This window comes from Synechococcus sp. UW105, from assembly GCF_900473935.1.
In the GTDB taxonomy this organism is placed as follows: domain Bacteria; phylum Cyanobacteriota; class Cyanobacteriia; order PCC-6307; family Cyanobiaceae; genus Synechococcus_C.
Map to the genome: position 1 here is coordinate 104074 of NZ_UCNN01000008.1, position 22594 is coordinate 126667.

The following is a 22594-nucleotide window of genomic DNA, read 5'->3' on the forward strand; positions in this document are numbered from 1 at the left end:
ATGACTGGGTTTGTAGGGCCCCAGAGCTGAAAACCCACTCGATTTCTGGCCCCAATCAACAGTGAATCTCTCCCACAAAAATCCCCGCCTGAATACAGACGGGGAAGAAGGGGATGCTGCTGAAAGAGAACCCATACAGGAACGCTCTTCAGACAATCATTGGAAACGAGTTCACTTCGATTCAGTGAATTCAGCGTCGATCACATCGTCACCACCATCAGCAGCGGAGGCGCCTGTGGCACCGGCATCAGCTCCCGGAGCTGCACCATCAGCACCAGCTTGCTGATACACCGAAGCACCCAGGGCATAAAGCTCCTGCTGAAGCTCCTCCAGCAAGGACTTCATCGCATCGAAATCATCCTTGTCGACGGCGTCTTTCAACTTGACACGCTTCTCCTCCACCTTTGTCTTGGCATCGGCATCAACCTTGTCGCCAAGCTCACCAAGCTGCTTCTCCGCCTGATAAACAAGGGTCTCAGCTTGATTCTTGACATCGATACGCTCGCGCTTCTCCTTATCAGCGCTGGCGTTGGCTTCGGCATCCTTCACCATCTTGTCCACCTCGTTCTCACTCAGCGTGGATGCACCCGTGATCGAGATGGACTGCTCCTTGCCACTGCCCTTGTCCTTGGCCGTCACGCTAAGGATGCCGTTGGCATCAATATCGAAGGTCACTTCGATCTGAGGCACGCCACGGGGAGCCGGGGGGATGCCATCAAGGCGGAAGGTTCCGAGCGACTTGTTATCGGAAGCCATCTCACGCTCGCCTTGAAGCACGTGGATCTCCACGTTGGTCTGACCGTCCACAGCTGTGGAATAGGTCTCCGACTTCTTGGTGGGAACGGTGGTGTTACGGGTGATCATCTTGGTCATCACGCCACCCAGGGTCTCCACCCCCAGGGAGAGGGGGGTGACATCAAGGAGAAGAATGTCTTTCACCTCACCAGCCAGGACGCCGCCCTGGATCGCGGCACCAACGGCCACCACCTCATCGGGATTCACCGTCTGGTTGGGATCCTTACCGGTGACCCGTTTCACCAGCTCGAGCACGGCCGGAATACGGGTGGAACCACCCACCATCACGATCTCGTCGAGTTCACCGGAGGAGAGCTTGGCGTCCTTGAGGGCTTGCTCCACCGGCACGCGGCAGCGATCGATCAGCTTGGAAGCGAGTTCCTCAAACTTGGCGCGGGTCAGGGTGAGATCTAAGTGCTTAGGGCCCTCAGGGGTGGCCGTGATGAACGGCAGGTTGATCTCACTCTGGGTGGCGTTGGAGAGCTCGATCTTGGCCTTCTCAGCGGCCTCGGTCAGACGTTGCAGAGCCTGCTTGTCCTGACGCAGGTCAATTCCTTCATTCGACTGAAAGGTTCCAGCCAGATGATCAACGATCACTTTGTCGAAGTCATCGCCACCGAGGTGCGTATCACCAGAGGTGGAGAGCACCTCAAACACGCCGTCGCCAACTTCGAGCACGGACACGTCGAAAGTGCCACCACCCAGATCAAACACGAGGATGCGCTCGTTGCTCTTCTTGTCGAGTCCGTAGGCCAGCGCGGCAGCCGTGGGCTCGTTAATGATGCGCAGCACCTCAAGGCCGGCGATCTTGCCGGCATCCTTCGTGGCCTGACGCTGAGAGTCGTTGAAATAGGCGGGAACAGTGATCACCGCTTGGGTGACAGTCTCACCGAGGTACTTGCCGGCGTCATCGGCCAGCTTGCGTAGCACTTGGGCGGAGACCTCTTCAGGAGCGAACTGCTTCTCCAGAACCGGGCACTTCACCTTCACATTGGAGCCAGCCTTCTCGACGCCATAACTCACCTCCTTCGATTCCTCATTGACCTCGTCGACACGGCGACCAATGAAGCGCTTCACCGAATAAAAGGTGTTATCCGGGTTCATCACCGCCTGACGCTTGGCGATCTGCCCGACCAGTTGATCCTGGTTTTTGGTGTAAGCCACCACCGAGGGGGTGGTGCGGAATCCTTCCGCGTTAGCGATCACGGTGGGCTTGCCGCCCTCCATGACGGAAACACAGCTGTTCGTTGTGCCTAGGTCAATGCCAACAACCTTGCCCATGGGATCCCACCTCCTCGTCGAAATGTCGTCTTGAACCTCTGCATCTTCTCCAGAGCAGTGGTCTCAAGACGAGGTGTGGTTCCCGAACAGCCGGGGCGGCAGGCTGGTCATCAGAGCAGGCAGCCGCCCATGACCAGCCCAGGAACGATCGGGGCCAGCACAGCACTGGTGGGCCTTCTCGGCGATCCGGTGCATCACTCACTGTCTCCGGCGTTGCAAAACGCGGCGTTATCGGCCATGGAACTCGACTGGGTCTTTCTGGCCATGCCGACGCCGGCCGACCAGCTCAGCAGCGTCTTGAAGGGACTGGAAGCCATCGGCTGCCGCGGCCTGAACGTGACCATTCCCCATAAACAAACTGTGGCCGCCCTCTGCAAAACGCTCAGCCCACTGGCGCAGCGTCTAGGCGCAGTGAACGTGCTGGTCCCCCATGCCGATGGCGGTTGGTTCGGCACCAATACCGACGTCGAAGGCTTCTGTCGACCCCTGCGCGATGCGGAGTCGAGCTGGAACAAGCGACGGGCCCTAGTGCTGGGCTGTGGAGGGAGTGCCAGAGCGGTCGTGGCGGGACTGATCGAGCTGGGATGCTCCTGCATAGAAATCGCAGGACGTCGGAACGAAGCCCTGATCGCATTCCAACGGGAGTGCCTTGACTGGGCACCCCAGCTGAAGACCGTGTGCTTGAGCGATGAAGCTTCTTTGGCCACGAGCCTGGAGCAGGCGGATCTTGTCGTGAATACAACGCCGGTGGGGATGGCTTCGCCCAATGACCCGAACGCAGCCCTCGCCAGTCCCCTCAGCCCCAATCTGATTGGCCGACTGAAGCAAGAATCCTGGGTGTACGACATCATTTACACCCCAAGACCGACCCGACTGCTGCAGCTGGCAACGAACCACGGATGCCGCAGCATCGACGGCCTCGAGATGCTCGTTCAACAGGGGGCAGCGGCCCTGCGTCTCTGGTCTGGTCGCGACGATGTGCCAGTGGCAGCCATGCGTGATGCAGCCCTCCAACAACTGACCACCTAGCGTCAGCCCAGCACAAAGGCCTCTATGTCGATTCCCGTCTGGCAGCGGTTGCTCGGACTATTGGTGTACCTGCTACCCCTGAGCGATGCTCTGCCCTTCGGACAGTCTCTCGTAACTCAGTACCCAATTTTGGGACTGTTCCTGCTTCCGGCAGTCCCGTTGGTGATCCTCGAGCAAAGCATCCGCTTTGGACCGCTAGCTCTTGGTGGTTTGCTGTTGTTCTTCGTGCTTTTCCTGGGGGTCGTGCGCAATCCCAACGTGCCTTACTTCCTGCGTTTCAACACTCTTCAGGCACTCTTGATAGACATCGTGGTGATCCTGATCACCTACGTCTACACGCCGCTGTCGATGCAGCTAGGCAGCCTCGGGGATGGCCTCGTGATCCGCACCCTGGGCAGCACAGTATTCCTAGGTGTGCTGGGGATCGTGATCTTCGCCCTGATCGAGTGCCTGCGCGGTCGAGAGCCCGATCTTCCCGGGATCAGCCAGGCCGTGCGGATGCAGCTCTACTGAGCTGTCAACCCCCCAGACGATAAGGTGATTGATCCGTCGCTCACTTTGGTGAGCCTTGAGTCCCTGTCGGAGTGACCTTCCATGACCCAGCAGCCTTACTACGAGACCATGTACATCCTCCGTCCGGATATTCCGGAAGAGGAAGTTGAGTCTCATCTGCTCAAGTACCGCGACATCATCGTTGAGGCCGGTGCCGAGGTGCTCGATAACCAGATGCGTGGCAAGCGCCGACTGGCTTATGCGATCAACAAGAACAAGGAAGGCATCTACGTGCAGCTGAGCCACAACGGCGATGGCCAGCAAGTTGCCGTGCTTGAGAAAGCAATGCGCTTAAGCGAAGACGTGATCCGCTATCTCACCGTCAAGCAAGACGGCCCGCTGCCCGCGCCTCGCGTCATGCCCGGCACGGAAGCACCTGCGCAACAGGAAGAGCAAGAGCCTGCCAGCACCCCAGCCTGATTCCAACTCCTGTTCAGTGCAGGGATTGTTCAGTCCGTGGCCCAGCGATACCGTCTGGCCATGGACTTTTTTTCTGATCACCATCAGGCTCCAACACCCTTGTGGCAAGCCTCGACGGATCCATTGGAACGATCAGAGCCAACATCCAGCTCAATGCAGCAAAGCACTGGACACAGCGAAGCAAGCGACGCTGAATTGACGCGTCTACGCGCACGGGTGCAGGAACTAGAAGCCAACGTTGCCGATTACGAAGCCCTGCTCGAGGAACTCCCTGATCTCTTCGAACGCAAGTTCCAGCAGCGACTTGAACCGCTACTGGAGCGCTATCGCCTGCTCGCTCAAGCCCAGGACTTGCACGCACCCCAAGCACCCTTACAGAAAGCAGCACTGCGATGGAGCTGGCCCAGAGTGAGACGCATTAGCTTCAACAATCAAGACTCAGAACAGAATGCCGCCTGATGATCAGGCTGACCGTGACTGCTCTGAGTGCTGGCAAACCTCAACGGCGATGGGTCGCTGCCCAAAGACGGGTTGGCAACCCCCAGACGTAGATGAAGCCTTCTGCAGCACGGTGATCGAATTGATCCTCGCTGCCATAGGAGGCCATTTCCGGAACGTAGAGGCTGCTGCCTGCAGAGGAACGACCGGTGACGGTGGCAGTGCCCTTGTGTAGCCGCAGCCGCACGACACCGTTGACATGCACCTGGGTGCGATCCATGAAGCCATCAAGGGCATCCTTGAGCGGCCCGAACCAAAGACCCTGGTACACCAGGTCAGCCCACTGCATCTCCAACTGGCGCTTGCTGCGCAGCACATCGGCGGCGAGAGTCAGGCTTTCCAGCTCTTGGTGGGCCTGAATGAGGAGAAGCAGGCCAGGGGTTTCGTAGATCTCACGACTCTTGATGCCGACCACCCGGTTCTCGATCATGTCGAGGCGACCGATGCCATGGGTTCCAGCCAAACGGTTGGCTTCGCGGATCAGGGCAATCGGGTCCAGACGCTGGCCGTTGATCGCCACGGGGTTTCCGGCCTCGAAGCTGATCTCAATCTCGTCGGGGTCATCAGGCGTCTCCCCAATCGATCGGGTCATGGCGAACACCTCTTCAGGGGGTGCCACCATCGGATCCTCAAGGGGGCCGGCTTCAATGCTGCGACCCAACAGGTTGAGGTCGATCGAATAGGGCGACTTCTTGCTCACCGGCGCCGGGATACCGCAGCGCTCGCCATAGGCGATGGTCTCCTCACGGCTCATACCCCATTCGCGCGCAGGGGTCAGCACCTTGAGATCCGGCGCCAAAGCGGCGATCGCCACATCAAAACGGACCTGATCGTTGCCCTTGCCGGTGCAACCATGGGCGACGGCATCAGCACCCACCTCCCGGGCCACCTCAACCAAACGGCGGGCGATTAGAGGACGGGCCAGGGCCGTTGACAAGGGATAGCGACCCTCATACAGAGCATTGGCCCGGATCGCCGGGAAGGCGAACTCCTCAATGAACGGTTGAATCAGATCACCCACCAGCGACTGGCTGGCGCCGGCCTCAAGTGCCTTGAGACGGATTGGTTCGAGCTCATCACCCTGACCCAGATCGGCAGCGAAGGTGATCACCTCCTCCACGCCCCACTGCTCCTTCAGGTAAGGAATGCAAACGCTGGTATCAACTCCCCCGGAATAGGCGAGCACGACCTTCTTCGCACGGCCCATCAATGCGACTCCTGATCACAATCGTCTGATTCTCTCTCCCCGCCGGTCAGGCCCACCAACAGCCAGATCACAACAAGCACAGAGGGACCAAACACCAGCCACACCACAGTCGGGCCGTCAACAATCGGGGAGCCGGGATGGAGAGCACCCCAACGGCGTAGACCGGCACTGATGAGCAAAGCAAGTGCCCAGAGCAGCAACAGGGCACGAGGTTTGCCGCTCAAGCTGAATCTTGCTGTTGCTGTCCACTATGATGGTTGATTGGACTAATTGGACTTTGTCCTCGGCGATGAGCAGCGCACTCGATAACATCAATCCAGCCCTGACCCGTTACGGGCGCAAGGAGCCTGCACCGGTACTGCCCCTGCGCGAAGAGCCTGACCTCCTCAGCTGGCTCGAAACCAGTGGCCGTCTGGTCGAAGACGAGGAATCCTCCTCCAGCGACGTGAGCACCGTCGAGGAAGAGGAACTGTCTGCACTGATGGGCGAAAAAGAGGACTACAACAAAGATGACGAGCAGGAAGAGAACTGGGAAGACTGAGACAACAGGTCTCCTGGCGTTCTGACTGACAGTCGACTGACCCTGATCAGATCAAGCACGTCTGGGGCTCTCTTAATCTCACGGCGCCCAGACACGCAGCTGTGGATCAAACAACGGAAGCGTCCCAGGTGATGGACGGTCGTTTGCCAGCGATGGTCCTTGCCACAGCCGTGTTTGGCCTCGCTTTCGCCAGCGATCGCCTCATACCCGGCAGCCTGCTCAGCCTGCCGTTGCTGATCACAACACTGGTGGCAAGCGTGGTGGCTTGGCTAGGAATCCCCTGGCTTCGGGCCCTCAAAATGGGGCAAGTCATCCGCGAAGACGGCCCCCAGGCGCATCTGAGCAAGGCCGGCACACCGACCATGGGAGGGCTACTGGTGGTGCCAGTGGGTGTGATCATCGGCGCTCTAGTGAGCGTGATGAACGGCGACGACAAACGACTGCTTGCAGTCGCCACCGTCACCCTGGCCTTCATGCTGATCGGCGGGATCGATGATTGGCGCAGCCTCACCCGTCAGACCAACACTGGCCTGACGCCCCGGGGAAAACTGTTGCTTCAGGCAAGTGCGGCTGGCTTGTTTCTGGCTGTAGCGGGCTGGCAGGGCTGGATCACGGGCACGATTGCCTTTCCCTTCGGGCTCAACCTGGCACTGGGATGGTTGATCTGGCCCCTGGCTCTATTCGTGTTTCTGGCCGAAAGCAACGCCACCAATCTCACCGATGGGCTCGACGGCCTCGCTGCCGGTTGCGGAGCCTTGGTGTTCAGCGGCTTGGCGCTGCAACTGATGCTGCGCGGCAATGGCGGTGACCCATCTCTGGCGGGTTTCTGTATGGCCATGGCCGGCACCTGGATCGGATTCCTCGTGCACAACCGCAATCCAGCCCGAGTGTTCATGGGAGACACAGGATCACTGGCGATGGGAGCAGCCCTCACCGCTGTAGCCCTGCTGAGCAACAGCCTCTGGCCGCTGCTGGTGATGGGCGGGGTGTTTCTAGCCGAATCGCTTTCTGTGATTATTCAGGTCTGGGTGTTCAAAGCCACCAAGGGATCGGATGGAGTGGGCAAACGGGTGTTCCGGATGGCGCCGCTGCACCATCACTTCGAGCTAGGTGGTGCCAGCGAACAACAGGTGGTGAGAGCCTTCTGGCTGATCACCGCTTTACTCGTGATAGCAGGAGTGTTGTTGCGACCTCACAGCTAGGGCAGCCCCCGACGGAAACGAATCGCAGTCGCAGTCTCAATCGCGAGGCAATCAGACCCAAAAAGAGTGGAATGGCTGCTAAAACCCAGCAACTGGCGATTGGTGGTTCATTGAAAAGTGAGCAACATTCATGCTTTTCGCAACCATGAATGTTGAAGGATAAATGAATACGATAGCATCGATCAACGGACTCAACCCCTGATCATCCCAACGGCAGAAACCCACGACAGATGAAAGAAAAAATCATCTTTTATGCATTTAGCTCTCAGAGTTGGGATTCATATTTTCCCATCATCAAGGAGATCTTGGCCCAAGAACCAAACGCAAAAAACTGGATGAGCGTTTGCGCACCTTGTGATCGCTATGAGTTTAGAAACGACAACTCAAAAGATTTATTTGAACTTTTCAAGGAAAAATTCAGTACGCCACCTGCAGACACATTGCCCAAACCCAATGAGTACGAATACGCGCTAGTCACCACCCACATCCCAGACGAAAGACATGGATTAAATAAGGGCCTGTATATCCATGTTCCACACGGCTCTGCCTTTGGCAACAACATGGCCTCAGATTATTTACTATCCTGCTACAAAGCCTCGAACATCTATTGCGGAGTATCACCAACAGAAGAGGAATATATCACCGACTCAATCGGCGAGCTTGCCAGAAAAGAAGCACTATTTGTTGCCACAGGATGTCCAAAAAACGATATGTTCTCTGACTACATATCTGGCTCACAAGAAAACAGAAATCAAATCAAACATGAAGTCAAACAAGCGATGAATATTGCCAGCGATCAAGCAGTTATTTTCATTGCTTCTCACTGGACATCACGTGGAATCTTAAGACGATTTGGCACCAGTCTGATACAGGCACTATCAACACTTGGAGACAAAGTCCATATCATTCAAGGTGCACATCCGAATTTATGGACGAATCATGTGAGCACTCAAACATCGGAATGGATCTACAGGTCTCTCTGCCATGAAAGAGATAGGGGTTCGGCTTCGTTAAGCCTTGGAGTCAGTGATGCCAGTGCTCTTCTGGCTTCTGACGTCGTCATCGCTGACATCAGCTCAATTGTGATTGAAGCAGCTTTACTGGAGAAGCCACTTCTATTAAACATCGACAAAGACTCCTTTCGCAACAACCAGACTTATGAAATCTACAAAGATATAAGCGTCCAGTTCGAGGGTGCAGACGATCTCATGCAGGCCTTTATGAATGGCGTTGAGTTTCCCAGCAACAGAGACAACATGCTCAAAAAAGTAAGAGAATTATTTGGCTACAATATCGGAAATTCATCAAAACAAGTAGCTAAGATTATCCTCAACGCTGCTTCTAACTTGAAGACAGCATAATCAACAAGAATCATTGGATTCAATCTCAGCAACCTGTCGTCTTCACCATGTCTGCCACATGAAACGAGAGCCAAAAATCGGCTCTAATCAGGGGCTCACCCCTATCATGGCCATCAAGATCGCATGGCTCAAAAGCAACATCTGTAGGCGCAGTGACTCATCTAGACCAATCCGATCAGAAGAAAATTGTAGGGTTGTGACGGAGCTTGTGACTCTGATTGAATCAGATCAAGCCCGGCTTCAACGACTCAGGTTTTGATCGTGAGGGTTTGAATCGATAGGTCCCTTGTTGATAACGCCAATGCAGCTTCTTTTGGCCTCGCCACACAAACCAGACAAGATCTTTTTTGCTTTCGGTCAAACATCCTGAGAACGTTCCGTTCTCAAACCCTTGGATGCCTTGGTAATGAGTCAAATTGTAGTGAGAGCAATGCGCCATCACGTCCTGATGGCTGGGCTTGTTCGCCGTCTCAAGCATGACGCTGACGACAGCAGCCGTGAGCGCAACCTGAACCCAAAACCGCCTTGCCAAGCTGTGACAGAAACATTCGCTCGATCTTCAGTCTAGATCGACCAAACAAACGACCCCATGGAGATCACACCTGAGCCATACAGCTCAGCTCCACAAACCACGATCTCGTGATCTGAACTGATGTTTAGCGTACGGTTGATGAGTGGCTTGCGGAACATCAGCCAAACAGAATGGAGTCACAGACGACTGAAATGGTGCTTAAGTAACGATGAATCCCTCAAACCACAACGACAGTTCGTGTCATAGGAGTCAACTCAAATAATGGCCTATTTCACCTGGAAGGAAGCCGGGCTCACCAGCGACTGCGCCAGCCTCGAAGCCATGGCCGCCCGCTTTGAGGAGGCCGCCAGCCTGATGCGAAGGATGGCCAAGGAAGGCTTCCAGCTGGAACGCAGCAAAGGACTGCAGCGCATCACCCATCCCACCCCAGACGTGTTTGATGCCTGGGGCTTCGTCAATGAGGAATCTCCAGAGCGTCAGCTCACCCTGATGCCTGATCTTCCCCACTGAGCCAAAAACGGTCACTGCTCACGGACATAACCGACGATCCACACCACCACAAACGCCAACGACGAGACTCCGAGATAAATCAGGGCCCACTTCTGCAGGCTGGCAATCTCCCAGCCGAACAAAAGACCATCGGCCGCATCCCCGGCAGTGGTGAAGGCAAGGGTGAAGGCCATGGCCGGCGAAGAGCGAAGATCGCACCATGCTGATGCCTGGCCGTCCATGACCGTATTTCCCAAAACCGTGATGCTTCTAGGCAGCGGCGAACTGGGCAAAGAAGTGGTGATCGCAGCCCAACGCCTTGGCTGCCGGGTGATCGCCTGCGACCGCTATGCCCAGGCGCCTGCCATGCAAGTCGCCGATCAAGCCGAGGTGTTCGCCATGACGGATGCCGCGGCCTTGCAGGACGTGGTGCGCCGCCACAAACCTGATGTGGTGATTCCCGAGATCGAAGCCCTGGCGGTCGACGCCTTGCAGTCTCTCGAAGATGAGGGGATCCAGGTGATCCCCACGGCTAGAGCCACGGCGGTGACCATGAACCGCGACCGCATCAGAGATCTGGCGTCCGATGCACTGGGACTGCGCACGGCCCGCTTCGCTTATGCCACCAACCTTGAAGAACTGAGATCAGCCGCCATTCCCCTGGGCTGGCCCGTGGTGGTGAAGCCGGTGATGAGCTCGTCCGGCAAAGGCCAAAGCGTGGTTCACAACGCCGACGAACTGGAACAGGCCTGGCAGACCGCCGTATCGGGTGCCAGGGGCAGCAGCGAGCGGGTGATCGTCGAGGAATTCTTGAACTTCGAGTTAGAGATCACCTTGCTCACCATCCGCCAAGCCAATGGCCCCACCCTGTTCTGCCCACCGATCGGCCATGAACAAAGCGGCGGTGACTATCAGTGCAGCTGGCAACCCGCAGCTCTAAGTGCCGCCCAACTGAACCAGGCTCAAACCATGGCTCGCACTGTCACTGACAATCTCGGCGGCGTGGGACTGTTCGGCGTTGAATTCTTTCTGTGCGGCGATGACGTGGTGTTCTCTGAACTCTCACCCCGGCCTCATGACACCGGTCTAGTCACGCTGACCAGCCAGAACCTGAACGAGTTCGAATTGCACCTCAGGGCAGTGCTAGGGCTCCCGATACCTTCAATCCAATGCCAAAGCCCCTCAGCCAGCCGTGTGATCTTGGCGGATGCCCAGCTGCCTAGCGTCCGTTATTCCGGAGTGGGAGAGGCCCTGGAAGAAGCCGATAGCCAGGTGCTGTTGTTCGGCAAACCTGATGCTCGCCCCGGCCGGCGCATGGGGGTGGTGTTAGCCCGCGGTCAAGACGTCGCTGAGGCGCAGACCAAGGCTGACCGGGCAGCCGGCAGGATCAAGGTCATGCCCGGTTGAAAGCAGCTCAACGACGGCTGAGGAATCGGTAGTGCTGGAGACCTTCCAGCACTCCTGACATCGACTGACGGCTGGCGAAGAACACTCTTTGTTGATGGCGGAAGCTGTCCAGGCTGGGGTCGTGCTCCGCCAACACCACAGTGGCGGGAAGCCCCCGTACCAATTCACCATCACCCTGCTCACTGGCCACCACCAAGATGCGCTCGAGGGGAAGACCCCAACGGAGGGAAAGGAAACGGATCGCCTCGCTGCGCGAAGCCCGCATCGGCACCACATCCAGAAACCAATGGCAGCGCAGTGACGGACGCGCCGCCTGTTGACGCTGACGCAATCGCTGGCGCACCAGAGGAAGGATCCCTTCCCCAGACTGACGGAGCAGGTAACTCACTTTGAAGTCCCCCTGATGCTCAGGTTCCTGCAGCTTCAAATGGGCTCCAAGATCCTGAAGGGTCGTTTCTACCCGCTCGCGGTTCCAATCCACCGCGATCATGCGCGACCACTCTGGATCGGAGCTGTTCTCCTGGCCGTAAACGATCTCTGTGCCAGCTCGGGTGATCCACACGCCTGGGTCGGGCAGATGTAACTCAGTGAACCGATGTCTGGCGACAGCCAATGACCGACCCGTGAGAATGCCAAGGGCACTTGGGCGTCCTGACCGAGCGTCCTTCTCCAGATGCTGGCGCAGAGCCACCAAGCCATCCCCAGCCGGCAACTCGAGGCTGTGATCGAGATCGAGAAGGAAAAGGCGATCGGCCAGACGACTGGGCACTGCTGAAGAATCACCAGAGCGCGCCACGGCCGGCTGACGTGCCTCCAGCTTGCCTTGCATCAGGGCGAGATAGGAGCAGATATGGGCATCCCAACTGAAATGACGGCTGACGGCTTCAATACCGTTGTCACGCCAGCGATGCCAACGGGCCTGATCGGCTCCAGCCTGTTCAAGACCGTCCTGCACGGCCTCGAGGTCAGTGACATCCACCAGCAATCCGTTCTCGCAGCGGGCAAGGATGTCGCGGGGACCTCCGTCATCGGTGGCCACCATCGGCAGACCGCAGGCTGCAGCCTCAAGCAGGGTGAGCCCAAAGGGCTCGGTGAGAGCCGGATTCACAAACAGACCCTGACGCTGCGCCGCCCAGCGATAGACGGCGGGTATCTGCTCACGGCGATGTTGCTTCGGATAAGCCACCTGGCCGTAAAGGTCATAACGATCAACCAGATCGAAAACCTGCTGGAACACATCCCGTTGCTGCTTCTCGAGCTGGCGGGGGTCCTCCCGGCAACCCAGCACGAGCACCAGATTGTGGCGTTCGCGGAGGACGGCGGAACGTCCGAAAGCCTCGACCAATGCAGGGATGTTTTTACGTCGCACAGCCCGGGAGATCGCCAAAAGGGGCGGCAACTCCGGATCCCGTAAGAACGGCCCTAAGAGAGCATCCAATGCCTCAGCTTCTGCGCCGGTGGGTTGAGGATGAAAACGACGGGCATCCACGCCAGGCGGAACCACTTCAGCGCGCTCAACCTGAAAACGGCCATAACGGGCGTACTGCTCCTGGACCTCTTGACGGGTACTGGTCACCACCAGATCCGCATGCGCCAAGGCAAGCTCCTCGGCATCGATACGACGACTAATCGAATACGACTGCTCAATCTGATCGTGATCGCCTCCTGCCGCGAGCAAGCGTCGCAACTTCTCGCGACCAAGGGAATGACCGGTGAACACCAGTGGGATTCCGAGGCGACGACTCACTAATGCCCCGACGTAACCAGCATCGGCGTAATGCGCATGAATCCAGTCGGGTCTGTGCTCAGGCTGCTGAAGACGGGCCACAAGCTGATCGGCCAGATCATCGAGATGGGGCCAGAGCTGCTCCTTGCGCAGATAACGACGCGGTCCGAAAGGAAAGCGCAGGATGGACGCTCCAGGAGCAATCTCCTCGTGCGGCTGTGCATAGTCCTGAGAGACCCGCCGGTCCTGGACCAAACGTGTCACCACTTCGACCCGTTCGACCTCCGGACGAGCAGCCAGGCCACGGGCAAGTTCAAGAACGTAGAGGGTCTGGCCACCGGTATCGGCATCTCGGCCAAGCTCAAGATCACGGGAACGGAAGAGACCGTGCAGGTGCAGTTGCAACAACTTGAATCCCACACTCACCCCTAATGCACAACGCGACAGACCAAAAGGCCTGATCAAGGGTTAGGGGCATCCACCATCAAAAATGTGAAAAAAAGCTGAGAAATCAAGCGAACTCCAACAAAGAAATCTCGCAAATCCATGCCAGCACAGGCATTTCTGGGATTGCTCTGCAAACGGGGCTCAGTCTGAATGCTAAGCAAATGCAAACTTTCAGCGGTTGCCTGATCCATGCAACTGGTTTAAGAACCGACGCAACTCATAGCTGGGAGGTGACATCCACCAAGGGAATGCGATCACTGCCCCAACCTCCACCATCAAACCGAAAGGACGAGGCAGGTTGCAGCTGCTGGTTGATCCATGCCTCAATCAAGGGTGCCAACACCGGCGCTGTTGTGGCTGCGCTGGGAGCACGCAGATTGAAATGGCCACCACCCGATGCCAAAACCAATCGGTGGCCATTCGCCAGAGGTCGACCGTTGCGCAATGGGGTGACCGCTTCCGGCCCGGAAGGCACCAACCAATCACCACTACCACTCACCAAAAGCACCTTGGCCGTGAGTTCATGGCCGCTACCGGGATCAAACAGAAGACGCAAAGGCGGGCTAACCGCAACCGCCACCTTGATACGCGGGTCCCCCAAAGAACCATCCGAAGCCACTTTGAGCCAACTGCACTGGAGCAGCCAACTGAGGTTGCGTTCAGGATCTCGAGGATCCTGACAACGGGCCATCAGCTGTTCATCGGTCGTGCGCAGACCAGCCACTTGCAACGTGGTGGTGGCTCCCCAGGAATGCCCCACCATCGCCACCGCATCGGTATCGAGCCCAACACCAGGCAAGAGATCACCGGCCGCCACGGCATCAATCAAGGCGGTGACATCGAGCGGCCTAAGACGCAACTCATCGGCTTGCGGTGGCGGCTGATCTCCCATCAACATTGCCTGCTGCTGAGCCAGATCACTGCCTTGATGAACTGGCAACACCACCGTGTAACCACGGGACGCCAACCACTGGGCCCAACCCTCAAAACTGGCCGGTTCATCCCAAAGGCCATGGGAGATCACCACTAACTGACCATTGGCGTCAGCACTGGGCTGGAGGATCACGAGCTCAAGCGGCCGCGATCGATGGGCCGCCGCAATTGATGTCTGCATGCGCCTCCAGCCTCGCCGTTGCAACAGCTCGGCCGCTAGAGCGACATCAACCGACTGCTCCTCTCGGCCAGCAGCGATCAGCAGCTGAGCCGAACGCTGATGACGTGCCAAACGGTTGGCATAGAACACCAAGGCCTGCAGATCAATCGATGCCGTCGTTCCCGGTAGATGGCGCAGCAAACCGAGGAGATTGGACTGGTCATCTCGGTAGGCCGCCTTCAGAGCTGATCTCAGATCTGCACCAGTCAAGGGGCCCGACAGACCCTCGACATCCATCAGTTCTGAAGCCGCCAGTAGGGCCTGCTCAAACAAAGGCTGACCGGCCGATTCGCTCAAGAAACCAACACTCTGGTCCGGCAGCGGAGCCGTCAGCATCTGCTCCAGAACCCGAGTGACCGCCCCCTCGCCAACGCGATCAAGCTCCGCTAAATCTGGATTCGCCAGTAACAACTGCTGAGCAGTCTCCGCCTGACCGAGCTCAAAGCTCACCTCGGTCTCCAACAGGGGCAAGATCATGCGCAAGCGTTCGATAGCACGACTCGGCAGAGGCATCAGAGCAATCAGAACGCCGCTCAACGCCACCAGAGTGGAAGTGAGCAGACCATGCTTCCGAACTTTGATCACGCAGCCTCCGGAAGGATCTCCGCTGGATGTTGTTCAAGCACCTTGGCCAGATAACGACCCGTATGACTGGTCGGATGCTGAGCCACCTCCTCCGGTGTGCCACAGACCAGCACTTGGCCACCCTTGTCGCCCCCTTCAGGACCAAGATCGATCAACCAATCGGAACAACGAATCACATCCAGATTGTGCTCGATGCAGACAATCGAATTGCCCTTATCCACAAGCCGCTGCATCACATCCATGAGCTTGTGCACGTCATAGAAGCTCAAACCTGTGGTGGGCTCATCGATCAAGTAGAGGGTCTTGCCAGTGGCCCGCCGGGACAACTCCGTCGCCAGCTTCACGCGCTGGGCCTCACCGCCCGACAACGTGGGCGCCGGCTGCCCGAGTTTGACGTAACCGAGCCCAACATCCACCAGGGTGCGCAGACGGTCCGCTGCCTGGGGGATCGCCGAGAACACTTCAGCGGCCTGCTCCACCGTCATCTCCAGAACGTCAGCGATGGTGTGGCCCTTGTAGGTGACCTGCAAGGTTTCGCGGTTGAAGCGAGCCCCCTTACAGACGTCGCATTGCACATAGACATCGGGCAGAAAATTCATCTCAATCACGTTCACACCCTGACCACGACAGGCCTCGCAGCGACCACCCTTGACGTTGAAGCTGAACTGTCCCACCTGATAGCCGCGGGCCTTGGCCTCCACCGTGGCAGCAAACACCTGACGAATCGGATCAAAAGCACCCGTATAAGTGGCTGGATTAGAGCGAGGGGTGCGACCGATCGGTGACTGATCAATCACGATCACCTTGTCGATCGATTTGAGACCACGCAATTCACCCAAACCGGCTGGAAAAGGCACCTTGTGACCCAAACCGTTCTCCAGCGCGGGATGCAACAGCTCGTTCACCAGAGTGCTCTTACCGCTCCCGCTCACACCGGTCACCGAAACGAGCCTGCCAAGCGGAAACTCAACACTGACATCGCAAAGATTGTTGCGTGTGCAATTGAGCAACTTGAGGCTGCGAGTACTCCCATGGCGCCGCTCTGCCGGCGTCGGAATGGATCGCCGACCGCTGAGATAGGCACCGGTGAGTGACTGCTCAGCTTCAAGCAGTTCCTTCAGGTTGCCCTCAGCAACGATATGACCACCGTGTACACCCGCTCCTGGGCCGATATCAACGAGGTGATCAGCGGCCCGAATCGTGTCCTCATCGTGCTCCACGACAACCAGAGTGTTTCCCAGGTCGCGCAAACGATGCAGCGTGGCCAGCAGTCGATCGTTATCGCGCTGGTGCAAGCCGATGCTGGGTTCATCAAGCACATACAGCACACCGGTGAGTCCGGCACCGATCTGAGTCGCGAGCCGGATGCGCTGCGCTTCACCACCTGAAAGCGTCATCGCCGGCCGATCCAAACTCAGGTAGTCGAGGCCCACATCCAGCAGAAAGCGCAGACGCATGCGGATCTCGCGAAGCACCAGATCACCGATTTGCATCTGGCGAGGATTGAGCAGTGGCTCACATCCCTCGGAAGCCCCCACACCCATCAGCTGTTCAATTCGCTCCAGGGTCTGACCCACACTCACAGCCGTGAGCTCAGGAATCCTGAACGGGCCAACCTTCACTGCCAAGGCTTCTGGCCGCAGGCGCTGACCGGCGCAACTGGCGCACGGCACCAACTCTAGATACTTCTCCAACTTTTGGCGCTGGGCCTCCCCGCTGGCATCGCGGAGTTGTCGCTCCAAGATGGGGAGAATGCCCTCGAACGGGCGCGTATAGCCAGAGCTCTTGCGAAAGCGGCTATCGGCCTGGATCAGAATCGGTTCACGACTGCCATGCAGCAACACATCTCGCTGCTCATCCGTGAGCTCTTGCCAGGGGGTTTTGATCTCAAAGCCGAAGGCTTCGCCAACGGAGTAGAGCAAGGAAAAGTAGTAGGAATTATCTTTCTCAGCCCAGGGAGCAACAGCGGCATACACGGGCAAGGATGGATCGGGCACCACCCTCTCCGCGGTGAACTTGCGTAAATGACCGATGCCATGACAGGCCTCGCAGGCTCCGTACGGGCTGTTGAAAGAAAAGAGCCGTGGTGACAGCTCTTCCATCACGGCGCCGTGAACCGGACACGCAAAGTTCTCGGAATAAAGACGCTCGCGTTCCAGACCTTCGGGAAGCTCTTCGCCTTTCTTCGGCACCACCTCCACTAAGGCCAAGCCGTCGCCGCGCTTCAACGCTGTGCGCAGGGAATCGGTGAGGCGTTCCTGGATTCCCTCCCGAGCCACCAAACGATCAACGACCACCTCGATGTTGTGGCTCTGGTTCTTATCCAGCTCAATGTTGTCGGCAAGCTCACGCACCTCTCCGTTGATGCGAACACGAGCAAAGCCCTCAGCAGCCAAACCACTAATCAACTTGCTGTGGGTGCCCTTCTTACCGCGCACCACCGGTGCCAGCAGCTGATACCGGGTGGCCTCCGGCAAGGTGAGGATCTGATCGACCATCTCATCGATGGTCTGAGGCCGGATTGAACGTCCACACTTCGGGCAATGAGGCTCTCCGGCACGACCGAAAAGCAAGCGCAGATAGTCCTGAATCTCCGTGACCGTTCCCACCGTCGAACGGGGGTTATGGCTAGTGGATTTCTGATCGATGGAGATCGCAGGGGAAAGCCCCTCAATCGCATCCACATCCGGCTTATCCACCTGTCCGAGGAACTGGCGGGCGTAGGCGGAAAGACTCTCCACGTACCGTCGCTGACCCTCAGCGAAGATCGTGTCGAAAGCCAACGAGCTCTTACCGCTCCCGCTCACACCTGTGAACACCACCATCTTGTTGCGAGGGATGGTGACGTCGACGTTCTTGAGATTGTGCTGACGGGCTCCACGCACCCGGATCACACCTTCCGATGAACTTCCAGCAAGATTCACCGGCGGCCTGAACTCAGCATCCGTCGAGTTGGAAGCAACAGGCCGCATGCAGCGCTCTTCAGCAGCCCAGCAGTGTAGAGAGACTGACGGACCGATTGGTCAGGCCGCCCGCTGATCCAAAAGACTTGCGGCATAAGCACGCGCTTCACCAAGATCACCGCCGGCAAGCTCCGCCAGTTCCTGCTGCCTGGCCTGAGTGTCCCGCAGCTGGGACACTCGCGAACGGGTCTGACCGTCAACGACGGTTTTACTGACACGGAAATGGTGATCGGCAGCAGCAGCAACCAGCGGTTGATGGGTCACACAGAAGACCTGTCGACGGCTAGCCATCGTGCGCAGCAAATCAGCCATCGCCCCACTGACCCGACCACTCACACCAGAGTCGATCTCATCGAAGAGCAAAGAACTGGAACCATCCACACCGGCAAGACAGGTTTTGAGCGCCAGCAGAAACCGAGACATCTCACCACCTGAAGCCACTTCAGCCAGTGGAGCGAGAAGCTGACCGGGATTGGCGGAAAAGAGGAAATTGACGGCATCAGCACCTATTTCACTGGGATCACAGGCTGTGATTGCCACTTGAAAGCGAACATTCGCCAACCCCATCGGCCGGAGGTGATTGAGCAGGCTCTGCTCCAGATCACTGGCAGCCTGCTCCCGCAACTGCGTCAAACGATGATTAGCCGCATCCCTTTCGAGACGTGCCTTGGTCTCATCGGCAAGCAACTGATCAAGAGCAGCCTCTGCACCACCTTCTGTCAGCTGATCCCGCAGTGCATCGGTCAACCGACACAGACCCGCCAGATCCAAGCCATGACGACGCTCCAACCGCTTGAGCAGAGCAAGCCGATCCTGCAATTCACTCAGCCGGGCGGGATCACTATCGAGAACAGCTCCATAGCTCTCGAGCTCTCGAATCAGATCCCGTAATCCAGACTCCAAATCAAGGCATTGCCCACTGAGGGACTGCAAAGAAGGATCCAGCAGTTGCATCTGCTGGAGCTCATGGCAACAGGCCAGCAAATGATCCATCGCGGACGGAGCCTGGTCGGCACCGTCCTGAAGGCGTCCGATCAATTGCGCCAGGCCCTCGTGCAGACGCACACCATGCACGAGCCGATCCTGTTCAGCACTGAGTTGTTTGAGCTCATCGCCATCGTTGAGGGCCGCGGCCTCCAGCTCCGCCAGCAACGCCTGACGTTCCTCCAGCTGCTCCTGCCACTGATCCGCCTGTTGACGCGCCTGGTCCAACAGCGCAGAGGCTTCTCGCCATTGAAGCCACGTCACGCGCACCTCGGCTAGAGCAGTTGCCAATGGTGCTGCCCCAAGCCGATCCAGCCAGCGACGTTGCTGACCCGGCCGAGCTAACTGCTGGGTCTGCCCCTGAACAGTGAGATCGATGAGCAGTGGCCGCAGCCCAAGCACCTGCTGGCGATTAACTGCCACACCGTTGATCCGAAAACGAGAGGACAGACGCTCATCCTGTCGGCGCCACTCACGGCTCACCACCAGAGCATCAGACCCATCGTCGTCATCAGCGTCCCAAGCCAGTTGCTGCTGCTGTAACCAATCGATGACGCCATCACTGAGAGTGAAACGGGCTTCGATTCCGGCTCGTGGCTCACCACCACGCACCAAACGAGCGGCCGCTGTTCCCTGAAGTCCGCCGAGCACCGCATCAAGGGCGTCAAGCAACAGCGATTTACCAGCACCCGTTTCACCGGTCAGCACCGTGAAACCCGGCTCGAAATCAAGCTCCAGGCTCTCAATCAGAGCAATGTTGTGCAGTCGCAGACCGGCTAGCACGGCAGCTCCTGGTGATCGGATTGACCGTAGCGGCTGCTCAGCTCGTTTAGAAGGGGGTCACTGCCAACGCCGGCTGTGATCGAACAGGAACTGGGTGATTTCATCGAAGCCGCTGGTCTGCTCAGCTACGACCCAGCTGCAATCACACGCATTTATGCCGGTCACCCCCAACGGCTGCTGCGAAGGCTGTGGCAAACCCTGGTACCCATCGGCCTACTGCTGCTGGGATTAGCGACTGATTGGGTTCTGGGTCTATTGAAGAGTCCTGAACGAGCCCGTAACCGTGCAAAAGAATGCGCCGAACTGTTGGTCGAACTGGGGCCTGCCTTTATTAAGGCTGGACAGGCCTTGTCCACGCGTCCAGACATCATTCCCCCCGTTCTGCTGGAGGAACTAGCCCAACTGCAGGATCAACTGCCTGGATTCGACAGTGATCTGGCGATGGCGTGCATCGAAGAGGACCTTGGCGCTCCAATCGAAGAAATTTTCAAGGATCTCGAGCGTGAGCCAATTTCCGCGGCCTCTCTCGGTCAGGTGCACCGCGGTGTGCTGATGAGCGGCCAGGCCGTCGCTGTGAAGGTGCAACGACCGGGTCTACGCGAGCAAATCACTCTGGATCTCTACATCGTTAGGAATATCGCCGCCTGGCTGAACAGCAATATCGGCCTAATCCGCAGTGATCTGGTGGCTCTGATCGACGAGCTAGGTCGACGGGTGTTCGAAGAGATGGACTACTTGAACGAGGCAGCGAACGCCGAACGATTCCGCGAACTGCACCACCAAAATCCGCGCATCGCCGTTCCTGCCATCTATCAGGACTCCACCAGTCGCCGGGTGCTGACGATGGAGTGGATTGACGGCGTGAAACTGACCAATCTCAGTGCCGTGCGCGCCCTCGGCATCGATCCAGATGACATGGTCGAAGTGGGCGTCAGCTGCAGCCTGCAGCAATTACTGGAACATGGTTTTTTCCATGCCGATCCACACCCAGGCAACCTGCTAGCCCTCGAGGACGGCCGCCTCTGCTACCTCGATTTCGGAATGATGAGTGAGGTGAGCCGAGAATCGCGCACCGGCTTAATCCAGGCTGTTGTGCACCTGGTGAACCGCAATTTCGCTCAGCTCTCCAAGGATTTCGTCACCCTCGGCTTCCTCGCTGAAGATGTGAATCTCGAACCGATCGTTCCGGCCTTCGAATCGGTGTTCAGCCAAGCCCTGGAAATGGGGGTCAACCGCATGGACTTCAAGAGCGTCACCGACGACATGTCGGGGGTGATGTACAAATTCCCGTTCCGGGTGCCGCCCTATTACGCCCTGATCATCCGCTCATTAGTCACGCTGGAAGGCATTGCCCTGAGTGTGGATCCAGAGTTCAAAATTCTTGGGGCCGCCTATCCGTATTTCGCCCAGCGCCTCATGGAGGACCCGGATCCCCAGCTGCGTCAAAGCCTGAAGGAAATGCTGTTCGACGGTGAAGCATTCCGCTGGACTCGGCTGGAAAACCTGGTGGCCAGTGCAGCCAGTCAGGCCCAACTCGATTTGGACACCCTTCTCGATCAAGTGCTCGATTTTCTTTTCTCTGCCAACGGCGGACTGTTGCGAACGCAGTTGGTCGAAGCCGTGGTGGAGCGACTCGATGCGCTTGGCTGGTTGACCGTTCAACGTCTCGGACGCCAACTCCCCCGCGCTCTGCAACCAGCGCTAATCAGCAACACGAGCAGTTGGGGCATCGAACAGGAACAGTTGCTTGACCTCGAACCAATCCGCCAACTCCTGGTCGTGTTGCAGCAATTACCAGGCTTCAGCCCCGATCTTGTCCTCAAACGTCTGCCCCGATTGATCCGCGAACCGGATGCCCGCCGGATGGGAGCACAAGTGGCGAAGGGACTGGCCGAACGCGGAGTTGTCCGCCTAGTGAAGGTGGCCGCTGGAATCCCTGCCTAAATTTCACAGACAAAGAAAAGGCCATGCGCCAGTCAGCTGTGAACCATTCGTCCAAGACGCGTCGCCGCCGACTGCTGGCTCTGTGCACTGGAGTGGGAGTGACCCTGACGGGCCTTGGAGCCATCGCCAGCCCACCAAGCCAAGCAGCCAAGGATGTCGCTCTGGTGAGCGGAGCCTTTCGTCGTTCGATCTCCGTGGCCGATCTTGCCTACCTCGCTGAGACCGGTAAGCCCAGGGGACTGATGGTGGATATCCTCCGCCTGAGCAATCAGAACCCTGAAGACGTCGCCAAATTGCTCAACCAGGAACTGAACCTGCCGCTTGTACTCACCAGTCGGCTGATGTCGACCCGAATCGGTGATGTGATCATCCGCCGGGTGGCTCGAATCATCTATCCGCTGATGGTTCCTGCACCGGAAGTGAGCGTGCCTGCAATCAGGGCCGGCGTGATCAACGGACTACAAATCGGCGACGGCGGCCTAACAGCCATCAAGTTTCTAGAGGCCTACCCAGCTGAAGTGATGGAGGTCAACATCCCGGCGTTGATGGCTGTGATTGAAAAGGCTCAATCGATTTCGGGTCTGGTGCAATTTTTCTCAGAATCCCCACTCGATGGCCTCAAGGACGCCCAACCCTGAGACATAGATTCCTCTGGTCCCTTGCCATTCGCCGGTGTCTCTGCTGCAGAACCTCCG

General features: G+C 57.8%; 21 protein-coding genes. 11 read left to right on the plus strand and 10 right to left on the minus strand.

The window, feature by feature from the left end:
* Nucleotides 1–171 precede the first annotated feature (171 nt).
* On the minus strand, nt 172–2076 hold the full coding sequence (dnaK, locus tag DXY16_RS02630) for a molecular chaperone DnaK (protein ID WP_115119230.1): 1905 nt from the start codon (nt 2074–2076) through the stop codon (nt 172–174).
* Nucleotides 2077–2205: 129 nt separating this feature from the next.
* Here dnaK and DXY16_RS02635 point away from each other — a divergent pair, with 129 nt between their 5' ends.
* The 4 genes from DXY16_RS02635 (at nt 2206) to DXY16_RS02650 (ending at nt 4536) form a co-directional block, all read left to right on the plus strand.
* Entirely contained in the window at nt 2206–3105 is a 900-nt protein-coding gene (locus tag DXY16_RS02635; RefSeq protein WP_115119232.1) for a shikimate dehydrogenase, read from the plus strand.
* Nucleotides 3106–3129: 24 nt separating this feature from the next.
* Nucleotides 3130–3618, plus strand: a complete 489-nt coding sequence (locus DXY16_RS02640; protein WP_115119234.1) for a Tic20 family protein — start codon at nt 3130–3132, stop codon at nt 3616–3618.
* Nucleotides 3619–3699: 81 nt separating this feature from the next.
* Nucleotides 3700–4077, plus strand: a complete 378-nt coding sequence (gene rpsF, locus DXY16_RS02645; RefSeq protein ID WP_115019066.1) for a 30S ribosomal protein S6 — start codon at nt 3700–3702, stop codon at nt 4075–4077.
* Nucleotides 4078–4230: 153 nt separating this feature from the next.
* On the plus strand, nt 4231–4536 hold the full coding sequence (locus DXY16_RS02650; protein ID WP_244281503.1) for a hypothetical protein: 306 nt from the start codon (nt 4231–4233) through the stop codon (nt 4534–4536).
* 40 nt (nt 4537–4576) lie between these two features.
* Here the strand turns inward: DXY16_RS02650 and DXY16_RS02655 are convergent, their stop codons facing one another.
* Both DXY16_RS02655 and DXY16_RS02660 read right to left on the minus strand, forming a co-directional pair.
* On the minus strand, nt 4577–5782 hold the full coding sequence (locus DXY16_RS02655) for an argininosuccinate synthase (RefSeq protein ID WP_115119236.1): 1206 nt from the start codon (nt 5780–5782) through the stop codon (nt 4577–4579).
* A complete protein-coding gene (locus tag DXY16_RS02660) occupies nt 5782–6006 on the minus strand; it encodes a hypothetical protein (RefSeq protein WP_115119238.1) in 225 nt (74 codons plus the stop codon). Before DXY16_RS02660 ends, DXY16_RS02655 begins: the two co-directional genes overlap by 1 nt.
* A gap of 65 nt (nt 6007–6071) precedes the next feature.
* Between DXY16_RS02660 and DXY16_RS02665 the strand changes: the two genes are divergently transcribed.
* The 3 genes from DXY16_RS02665 to DXY16_RS02675 all read left to right on the plus strand — a co-directional run bounded on the left by DXY16_RS02665 (nt 6072) and on the right by DXY16_RS02675 (nt 8886).
* Nucleotides 6072–6323 (plus strand): DUF3134 family protein, encoded by a 252-nt coding sequence (locus DXY16_RS02665; protein WP_244281504.1) that lies wholly within the window; start codon nt 6072–6074, stop codon nt 6321–6323.
* A 131-nt stretch (nt 6324–6454) separates the two neighbouring features.
* Complete coding sequence (gene mraY / locus DXY16_RS02670; RefSeq protein ID WP_244281516.1) at nt 6455–7525, plus strand: phospho-N-acetylmuramoyl-pentapeptide-transferase; 1071 nt, start codon at nt 6455–6457, stop codon at nt 7523–7525.
* Nucleotides 7526–7755: 230 nt separating this feature from the next.
* On the plus strand, nt 7756–8886 hold the full coding sequence (locus DXY16_RS02675; RefSeq protein ID WP_115119244.1) for a CDP-glycerol glycerophosphotransferase family protein: 1131 nt from the start codon (nt 7756–7758) through the stop codon (nt 8884–8886).
* A 223-nt stretch (nt 8887–9109) separates the two neighbouring features.
* Here DXY16_RS02675 and DXY16_RS02680 read toward each other — a convergent pair whose 3' ends face one another.
* On the minus strand, nt 9110–9418 hold the full coding sequence (locus tag DXY16_RS02680) for a hypothetical protein (protein ID WP_115119246.1): 309 nt from the start codon (nt 9416–9418) through the stop codon (nt 9110–9112).
* 261 nt (nt 9419–9679) lie between these two features.
* Here DXY16_RS02680 and DXY16_RS02685 point away from each other — a divergent pair, with 261 nt between their 5' ends.
* A complete protein-coding gene (locus DXY16_RS02685) occupies nt 9680–9928 on the plus strand; it encodes a hypothetical protein (RefSeq protein ID WP_115119248.1) in 249 nt (82 codons plus the stop codon).
* An 11-nt stretch (nt 9929–9939) separates the two neighbouring features.
* Here the strand turns inward: DXY16_RS02685 and DXY16_RS02690 are convergent, their stop codons facing one another.
* The gene (locus tag DXY16_RS02690; protein WP_115119250.1) at nt 9940–10101 is read right to left on the minus strand and encodes a cytochrome B6; all 162 of its coding nucleotides are present in this window, start codon (nt 10099–10101) and stop codon (nt 9940–9942) included.
* A gap of 46 nt (nt 10102–10147) precedes the next feature.
* On the opposite strand from DXY16_RS02690, the gene purT reads away from it, so the two are divergent.
* Entirely contained in the window at nt 10148–11314 is a 1167-nt protein-coding gene (purT, locus tag DXY16_RS02695) for a formate-dependent phosphoribosylglycinamide formyltransferase (RefSeq protein ID WP_244281505.1), read from the plus strand.
* A 7-nt stretch (nt 11315–11321) separates the two neighbouring features.
* Here purT and DXY16_RS02700 read toward each other — a convergent pair whose 3' ends face one another.
* The 5 genes from DXY16_RS02700 to recN are packed head-to-tail and all read right to left on the minus strand — an operon-like array spanning nt 11322 to nt 19955.
* Nucleotides 11322–13460 carry an HAD family hydrolase gene (locus DXY16_RS02700; RefSeq protein WP_115119432.1) on the minus strand — a complete coding sequence of 713 codons (2139 nt, stop codon included), beginning with the start codon at nt 13458–13460 and terminating at the stop codon, nt 11322–11324.
* A 41-nt stretch (nt 13461–13501) separates the two neighbouring features.
* On the minus strand, nt 13502–13678 hold the full coding sequence (locus tag DXY16_RS14990; protein ID WP_206749543.1) for a hypothetical protein: 177 nt from the start codon (nt 13676–13678) through the stop codon (nt 13502–13504).
* 26 nt (nt 13679–13704) lie between these two features.
* Complete coding sequence (locus DXY16_RS02705; protein WP_170953804.1) at nt 13705–15225, minus strand: esterase; 1521 nt, start codon at nt 15223–15225, stop codon at nt 13705–13707.
* On the minus strand, nt 15222–18197 hold the full coding sequence (uvrA, locus tag DXY16_RS02710; RefSeq protein ID WP_115119254.1) for an excinuclease ABC subunit UvrA: 2976 nt from the start codon (nt 18195–18197) through the stop codon (nt 15222–15224). Before uvrA ends, DXY16_RS02705 begins: the two co-directional genes overlap by 4 nt.
* Before the next feature lie 51 nt (nt 18198–18248).
* Nucleotides 18249–19955 carry a DNA repair protein RecN gene (gene recN, locus DXY16_RS02715; RefSeq protein ID WP_115119256.1) on the minus strand — a complete coding sequence of 569 codons (1707 nt, stop codon included), beginning with the start codon at nt 19953–19955 and terminating at the stop codon, nt 18249–18251.
* Between the two features lie 75 nt (nt 19956–20030).
* Here recN and DXY16_RS02720 point away from each other — a divergent pair, with 75 nt between their 5' ends.
* On the plus strand, nt 20031–21899 hold the full coding sequence (locus DXY16_RS02720) for an AarF/ABC1/UbiB kinase family protein (protein WP_115119258.1): 1869 nt from the start codon (nt 20031–20033) through the stop codon (nt 21897–21899).
* A gap of 23 nt (nt 21900–21922) precedes the next feature.
* Nucleotides 21923–22537 (plus strand): alpha/beta hydrolase, encoded by a 615-nt coding sequence (locus DXY16_RS02725; RefSeq protein ID WP_115119261.1) that lies wholly within the window; start codon nt 21923–21925, stop codon nt 22535–22537.
* Nucleotides 22538–22594 lie beyond the last annotated feature (57 nt).

Bases quoted from the DNA above. Each gene is read 5' to 3' on its own strand.
- DXY16_RS02650 (WP_244281503.1), top strand. From the start codon at position 4,231: ATGCAGCAAAGCACTGGACACAGCGAAGCAAGCGACGCTGAATTGACG.
- mraY (WP_244281516.1), top strand. From the start codon at position 6,455: ATGGACGGTCGTTTGCCAGCGATGGTCCTTGCCACAGCCGTGTTTGGC.
- DXY16_RS02675 (WP_115119244.1), top strand. From the start codon at position 7,756: ATGAAAGAAAAAATCATCTTTTATGCATTTAGCTCTCAGAGTTGGGAT.
- DXY16_RS02725 (WP_115119261.1), top strand. From the start codon at position 21,923: ATGCGCCAGTCAGCTGTGAACCATTCGTCCAAGACGCGTCGCCGCCGA.
- uvrA (WP_115119254.1), bottom strand. From the start codon at position 18,197: ATGCGGCCTGTTGCTTCCAACTCGACGGATGCTGAGTTCAGGCCGCCG.
- DXY16_RS02655 (WP_115119236.1), bottom strand. From the start codon at position 5,782: ATGGGCCGTGCGAAGAAGGTCGTGCTCGCCTATTCCGGGGGAGTTGAT.
- DXY16_RS14990 (WP_206749543.1), bottom strand. From the start codon at position 13,678: ATGGATCAGGCAACCGCTGAAAGTTTGCATTTGCTTAGCATTCAGACT.
- DXY16_RS02690 (WP_115119250.1), bottom strand. From the start codon at position 10,101: ATGGCCTTCACCCTTGCCTTCACCACTGCCGGGGATGCGGCCGATGGT.
- DXY16_RS02665 (WP_244281504.1), top strand. From the start codon at position 6,072: ATGAGCAGCGCACTCGATAACATCAATCCAGCCCTGACCCGTTACGGG.
- DXY16_RS02640 (WP_115119234.1), top strand. From the start codon at position 3,130: ATGTCGATTCCCGTCTGGCAGCGGTTGCTCGGACTATTGGTGTACCTG.
- DXY16_RS02635 (WP_115119232.1), top strand. From the start codon at position 2,206: ATGACCAGCCCAGGAACGATCGGGGCCAGCACAGCACTGGTGGGCCTT.
- dnaK (WP_115119230.1), bottom strand. From the start codon at position 2,076: ATGGGCAAGGTTGTTGGCATTGACCTAGGCACAACGAACAGCTGTGTT.
- rpsF (WP_115019066.1), top strand. From the start codon at position 3,700: ATGACCCAGCAGCCTTACTACGAGACCATGTACATCCTCCGTCCGGAT.
- purT (WP_244281505.1), top strand. From the start codon at position 10,148: ATGACCGTATTTCCCAAAACCGTGATGCTTCTAGGCAGCGGCGAACTG.
- DXY16_RS02685 (WP_115119248.1), top strand. From the start codon at position 9,680: ATGGCCTATTTCACCTGGAAGGAAGCCGGGCTCACCAGCGACTGCGCC.